This is a genomic window from Streptomyces sp. NPDC091371 (assembly GCF_040684275.1).
Taxonomy (GTDB): Bacteria; Actinomycetota; Actinomycetes; order Streptomycetales; family Streptomycetaceae; genus Streptomyces.
This window is the reverse complement of sequence record NZ_JBFBFP010000099.1, coordinates 1-5,783: the sequence shown is the minus strand read 5'-3', so window position 1 is coordinate 5,783 and position 5,783 is coordinate 1. Positions and strand designations below refer to the sequence as shown.

The following is a 5,783-nucleotide window of genomic DNA, read 5'->3' as shown; positions in this document are numbered from 1 at the left end:
CTTGCGTTTCCGACTCTATCAGACTCTTTCGTGTCCGACTTCCTCGGCGCTTTCCAGGTTTTCGCTTTCGCGTTTCCCTTTCCGGCGAGTCCGACTCTATCAGAAGTTTTCCACCGGATTAACCGGCTTCGATTCCCGAATGAAGAGTCGAGTGTCCCCACTCGAAATGCGATTCCTTGTGGGGGCTGCTGCCGAGCGTTCCAGCTCCAGGCAACTGCTCGACTGTACAACCCTGGTTGGGGGGTGTCAAAACGAGCTTGACGAGCGGCGTGTCAGTAGGGGCGGGCCTGGTGCGAGCGGTCTACGGCCTGCCCGACGAGGCTTCGTCGCACGCGGCCGGCCGGCGCCGGGCCAGGGCGAGGAGGTGCAGGCTGGTCACGGCCAGTTCCGGATGGCCGTCGGCGAAGCGCGCGGCGGCGAGGGCCCTTTCCAGAGCCTCCTGGCCGAGGTCCCCGCTCCCGGTGTGACGGGCCCGGGCCTTCACCGCGGCGGAGGCTGGTCCCTGTACCCCGTAAACCCTCGTCTCGGACAAGCCCGCACGTCCGGCTTCTTCCTGCAGCTCCGCAGGCTCGTGGTAGTACGTCGTCGGCCCGTTCGGGCGGACGAGCAGCCCCGTCTTCGCCACCTCCAGACCGTCGTCCGCGCCCAGGTCCTGCACCTTGAGGTACCGGTTGAGGGCAGCTGCGGCCACGAGACCGCCGACCCTGACCAAACGTGCCGCCTCCTGCCACGCCTGGGCGCGCCCAACGGCATCCGGCAGGTGGTAGAGGGGCCCGAGGAGCAGGACCGCGTCGTACGAGGTGTCCGGCAGGTGGCCCAGTTGCCGCGCGTCACCGACGAAGGCCGCCAGCCCCTGGGCGTGGGCCTGCCGTACGTGGTGTTCGACGGGATCGACCACGACGACCCGATGCCCGTCGCCCGTGAGCCACCGGGCGTGCGCTCCGGGCCCGCCGCCGACATCCAGGATGGACGCGGGCGCGGGCGGAAGGTGGCCCCGCAGTAGCTCCTGCGTGCGGACCAGCTCGAGCGTGTCGATCGTGCGCCCGGACGTGAGACGGGCGGCTTCGTCGCCTCCGCCGTAGAAGGCGGTGATGTCCGGGAGCAGCGGCACTTCGACCTCCCACGTGGAGAGCGGTCCTCGACCCGAGAGTGACACGGTCGACGGCGCGGCCGCCAGGACGTCTCCCCTCGGTCTCCCGACCACCGGTCATGGCGCGGGCGGGGCGTGGGAACGGGGCGTGAGGATGGGGGCCATGCACGACACACACGCCCAGGGCTCCGCCCCACTCACGACTGCCTCCCTGTCCGCCTGGCGCGAGGAGGTCTCGGCAGTCCTCTCCTCTCTGACCCACGGCTTCGAGGAGAAGCACGGCTACGCCCCGGGCGAGAACGCGATCCACCCCCCGGCGGCGGACGACCTGGTTGCCGCCGGCCGGCTGGCGGCGGAATCGCCGGCCTTCTCGGAGCTCGCCCTGTACTACGGCGAGGTCGGCGCCGTGCACATGAGCGACGTCGGCAACGCCTACTTCCTCGACTCCGGGGCTTCGGCGCTCGAACAACGCATGGCCCTGCCCGAAGCGGACGGAACCGTGCCCGCCGTACTGATCGGCTCCGACGGTGGCGGCATCCTGTACGCGGTCGGTCCGGACGGTGCCGTGTGGCGCTCGAGGACTGCGTCCGAGGACGCCGAGTTCGACCGGATCACGAGTGGCTTCGCCGAGTTCCTCGACCTCCTGCGACGTTCAGTCCACCGTTTCGAGCAGACCGGGCAGCCCGGTTACGTATAGGCCGCCGCGGAGCTCCAGCCGGTCGCCCGCGAACCGCTCGCGGAAGCCCCGGTCGTGCGAGACCACGACCACCGCGCCCGGGTACACCGCCAGCGCCGCCTCCAGGTCCTCGACCAGGTCGAGCGCGATGTGGTTCGTCGGCTCGTCGAGTACGAGGAGATCCGCGGGCCGGGTCACCAGGCGCGCGATCTGCAGCCGCCGCTGCTGCCCCGCGGACAGCGCCGCCACCGGGACGCTGAGGTCCTCCTCCCTGAACAGGCCCAGCGCGAGCAGCTGTTCGGCGTACTCCTCCGGCAGCCCCGGCCGTCCGGACGCGAAGGCGGCCAGCAGCGGGAGCCGTGTGGGGCGCACGGGCAGCTCCTGCGCCAGGTACCCGGTCCGCGCGGAGCGGCGTACCGCGCCCGCGTCCGGATCGAGGTCGCCCGCCAGGACGCGCAGCAGCGTCGTCTTGCCCGCCCCGTTCCCGCCCGTGACCAGCAGCCGCTGCCCGGGCGTGATCGTCAGCGGCCCGTCCAGCCGCAGCCGGGCGCCGACCGCGATGCCGTCGAACTCGACGAGCGGCCGGTCGGCCGGGTGCCCGCCCTCCGCCGCGGACAGCGCCGCGGTGAACCGCAGCGGCTGCGGCGGTGCCGGCACCGGGTTGCGCCGCAGGTGGGCCAGCCGCTCCCGGACCGACCGCACCTGCCCGCCGAGCTTCGCCTCGTGCGAGCGGCGGTGCTTGCCGAAGCCCTGCCGCGGGTCCTTGCCGGTGGTGGCCAGCCGCCTCCCGGCGGCGTCGAGCAGCTCCTCGGTACGGGCCACCTCGTCACACCAGTCGGCGTACTCCTGCTCCGCGCGCCGTCGGGCGGCCGCCTTCGCGGTGCGGTACCCGGCCCAGCCGTCGCCGTACCGGTGCACCGTGCGCGCATCCCGGTCGACCTCGAGGATCGTGGTGGCGATGCGTTCCAGGAAGCCCCGGTCGTGCGTGACCGCGACGACGGTGCCCCGGTGCGCCCGCAGCCGCTCCTCGAGCCAGCGCACGGCCGCCGCGTCGAGGTGGTTCGTCGGCTCGTCGAGGAGCAACAGCTCGGGGTCGGCGGCCAGCACGCAGGCGAGCGCGAGCCGCGACTGCTCGCCGCCGGAGAGCGAGCCGAGCACGCGGTCGCGGGTGATCCCGGCGAGCCCGAGGCCGAGCCCGTGCATGGACGCGTCGACACGGGCATCGGCCTCGTACCCGCCGCGCCCCTCGTACGCGATCAACAGCTCTCCGTACGCGGCCAGTTCGGCCGGCGACGCCACGCCGAGGCCGGCCTCCGCGGTACGCAGCCGGTGTTCCATGTCGCGCAGCTCGGCGAGCGCGAGGTCGACGGCGTCCTGGACGGTGCGGTCGGGGTCGAGGTCGAGGGTCTGGGCGAGGTGGCCGGTGCCGCCGGGGAAGCGGACGGTGACCTCCCCGGCGTCCGGGACCTCCGCCGCGGCGAGCAGCCGCAGCAGGGTGGACTTCCCGGAGCCGTTCTCGCCGATGACGGCGGCCTTCTCCCCGGGGCGGATGGTGACGGAGACCTGGTCGAGGACGGTCCGGAGGCCGTAGGCCTTGGTGACGTGGGCGACGGACAGCTGCGCCACGGCAGCGGGCATGGCGGAATGGGCGCGTTCGCGCATGGCTTTCCCTGGGGATGAGGTGTCTACGGGCAGCAGAAACGGCGGCGACGGCCGTGCCCGGACTCAGGGTGCGTAGAAGAAAGCCATACCCCGACCCTAACAAGACGCTGCGTCTCGCTGCCACTCGTTTACCTCGGCAGCGCGGAAATCGCCTGCGGCACGCGGCCGTCAGGTGTCTAAGGTCGCGTCCATGACGAGGACCACTCCCCCACGCCCGCTCCGCGTAGAGGCGCTCTTCCCGGAACTGGCCGCCTACCGGGGCACGACGACGCGGCTCCACCCGCGGCCGGGCAGCCCGGCCGTGTCGGACAGTTCCGTCGGTGGTCCGATGCTGTGGCCGGCGGAGGAACCCTGGCCCGTGTGCGGGGAGGCTCACGGCCGCGGGCGCGGGCTCAGGCCGGCCGACGTCCGGAGGTACCGCCAGGTGCTGGCCGACGTATGGACCCGTGACGCAGCCCCGGGGCCGACCGACGAGGAGCGCGGTCTCCTGGAAGGGCTGGGCCAGGAGCACCGGATACCGGGGGTGACCGAGACCGATCCACTCCCCTTGATCGGCATCGCGCAGCTGTACCGGCGGGACGTCACCGACCTCCCGGCAGGACCGGCCGACTGCGATTTGCTCCAGGTGTTCTGGTGCCCCTTCAACGCGCACGGCCCGGGCCGGTACGACCTGGAACTGCACCTGCGCTGGAGACGCTCGTGGGAGGTCGGCGAAGTCCTGGCCACGCCACCGGAACCGCTCGTCGTAGAGGCCGCCAGGTTCGTGCCCGAGCCCTGCGTGCTGCACCCGGAGCAGGTGGCCACCTACCCGTTCGCCGGACTCCTGCCCGAGGAGCTGTGCGCCCGGATCGATGCCTGGGAGGAGGCCTGGGAGGAGGCCTGGGGGGACACGGAAGACTCTGACGAGCCCGTCCGATACCAGTACGACCTGTCCATCCCGCCCGGTTGGCGCGTGGGCGGCTTCGCGTCCTGGCATGCGACCGACCCGTACCCCATGGACTGTCCGGCCTGCCGGACCCCTATGGGCCTGCTGCTGACCATCGACAGCTCCGAGTGGGACGGCGGAAGCGGCAGCTGGAAGCCGTTGGAAGATCAGCACCGACCGACATATGCCGCCGCTACCCCCACCGAGATCCTCGTGGGCCGCCACGGCGAGCTCAACGTCTTCGTCTGCCCCAACGATCCGGAACATCCGCACCGCTGGGCCATCCAGTAACGCCAAAACGACCCACCGCTCCAGCCACTCCGCGGCGGACGAGTCACGAGCCGGGGACGCTCACACCCGGCAGTCGCACCATGAAGACGTCGATCGGGTCCTCGGCCTCCACGGTGAAACCATGGCGCTCGTACAACCGGCGGGCGGGGCTGCCCTGCAGGACGTTCAGCCGGAGCGGCACTCTGTCGACGTCGCTCTGCTCCAGCAGTGTCCGCAGAACATCGGATCCAAGCCCCCGGCCCTGGAACGCCGGAGCCAGGTAGAAGTGCTCCAGCCACCGCCCGTCCTCAGCCGGTCGCACGGTGACACTGCCGGCGAGGACCCCCTCGGCCAAGATGACGGACGTGTACTGCGGGGAGAAGGAATCCCGGAGCCGCTGCCGCACGATGTGCTCGTCGAACCGGCCCAGCCGCTCCAGGTCCGGCCGCATCACCACGGCCCGCAGCTCCGCGATCACCTCGACGTCCGCCGGCTCGGCAGCCCGCAGCACCCATTCCACTCTCGATCTCGTGTCCATGCGCCGGAGTATCTCAACAGCCCCGAACGGCCCCAGGTGGTCGATGATGCGGTCAGCCGCCGACTTGGACACCGCGAACCCAGAACGAGCTGTCGCATTGGCGGGGCCATCCAGTGGCTCCGCGAGCCGAGCTGTCAGAGTTGGATCCGCCCCGTCAGCCACCACTCAAGGTACTTGGCCAGGCTCGGTGCCACCCAGGTACGGCTGTCGTTCTCGTGGTTCCAGACGAAGACATCAGGCCGCCGCATGCCGGGCAGGAGTGCGAACAGATCACCGTTCCCTGCGTCCGCGAAGAAGATCAGCGGATCGAACGGCATGTAGAGCCGTCGCTCTCGCGGAGCACCGAAACCAGGTCCGCAGGCAGCGGATGCCCCAGGGACGACGTGCAGCGGAGTAGAGCCGACTCCGACACTGGAGGCTGAAAGACCGCGGGCCCGGGAAGGGCCACGAGACTCGCCGGCGACCACACCGGCACAACACCCCATCGGCGTGAGCCGACCCCAAAACGCAGAAAAGCCCCGCACCATAAGGTGCGGGGCTTTCCCACAATGATTGTTCGGCGGCGTCCTACTCTCCCACAGGGTCCCCCCTGCAGTACCATCGGCGCTGAAAGGCTTAGCTT

General features: G+C 71.0%; 6 protein-coding genes. 2 read left to right on the top strand and 4 right to left on the bottom strand.

What is annotated here, in order from left to right:
* Positions 1-301 precede the first annotated feature (301 nt).
* Positions 302-1,111, bottom strand: coding sequence for a class I SAM-dependent methyltransferase (locus tag AB0O21_RS40220; RefSeq protein WP_365180918.1), 810 nt, complete (start codon positions 1,109-1,111; stop codon positions 302-304).
* Positions 1,112-1,253: 142 nt separating this feature from the next.
* Between AB0O21_RS40220 and AB0O21_RS40215 the strand changes: the two genes are divergently transcribed.
* Complete coding sequence (locus tag AB0O21_RS40215) at positions 1,254-1,787, top strand: SMI1/KNR4 family protein (protein ID WP_365180915.1); 534 nt, start codon at positions 1,254-1,256, stop codon at positions 1,785-1,787.
* Here AB0O21_RS40215 and abc-f read toward each other — a convergent pair.
* Positions 1,743-3,428: a ribosomal protection-like ABC-F family protein gene (gene abc-f, locus AB0O21_RS40210; RefSeq protein ID WP_365180912.1), complete on the bottom strand. Its 1,686-nt coding sequence runs from the start codon at positions 3,426-3,428 to the stop codon at positions 1,743-1,745. The two genes, AB0O21_RS40215 and abc-f, sit on opposite strands and share 45 nt — an antisense overlap.
* Positions 3,429-3,618: 190 nt before the next feature.
* Between abc-f and AB0O21_RS40205 the strand changes: the two genes are divergently transcribed.
* On the top strand, positions 3,619-4,644 hold the full coding sequence (locus AB0O21_RS40205; RefSeq protein WP_365180909.1) for a hypothetical protein: 1,026 nt from the start codon (positions 3,619-3,621) through the stop codon (positions 4,642-4,644).
* A gap of 43 nt (positions 4,645-4,687) precedes the next feature.
* Here the strand turns inward: AB0O21_RS40205 and AB0O21_RS40200 are convergent, their stop codons facing one another.
* Together AB0O21_RS40200 and AB0O21_RS40195 are read right to left on the bottom strand one after the other, a co-directional pair.
* Positions 4,688-5,161, bottom strand: coding sequence for a GNAT family N-acetyltransferase (locus AB0O21_RS40200; RefSeq protein ID WP_365180906.1), 474 nt, complete (start codon positions 5,159-5,161; stop codon positions 4,688-4,690).
* 134 nt (positions 5,162-5,295) lie between these two features.
* On the bottom strand, positions 5,296-5,478 hold the full coding sequence (locus AB0O21_RS40195; RefSeq protein ID WP_365180903.1) for an SMI1/KNR4 family protein: 183 nt from the start codon (positions 5,476-5,478) through the stop codon (positions 5,296-5,298).
* Positions 5,479-5,783 lie beyond the last annotated feature (305 nt).

Bases quoted from the DNA above. Each gene is read 5' to 3' on its own strand.
- AB0O21_RS40195 (WP_365180903.1), bottom strand. From the start codon at position 5,478: ATGCCGTTCGATCCGCTGATCTTCTTCGCGGACGCAGGGAACGGTGAT.
- AB0O21_RS40205 (WP_365180909.1), top strand. From the start codon at position 3,619: ATGACGAGGACCACTCCCCCACGCCCGCTCCGCGTAGAGGCGCTCTTC.
- AB0O21_RS40215 (WP_365180915.1), top strand. From the start codon at position 1,254: ATGCACGACACACACGCCCAGGGCTCCGCCCCACTCACGACTGCCTCC.
- abc-f (WP_365180912.1), bottom strand. From the start codon at position 3,428: ATGCGCGAACGCGCCCATTCCGCCATGCCCGCTGCCGTGGCGCAGCTG.
- AB0O21_RS40200 (WP_365180906.1), bottom strand. From the start codon at position 5,161: ATGGACACGAGATCGAGAGTGGAATGGGTGCTGCGGGCTGCCGAGCCG.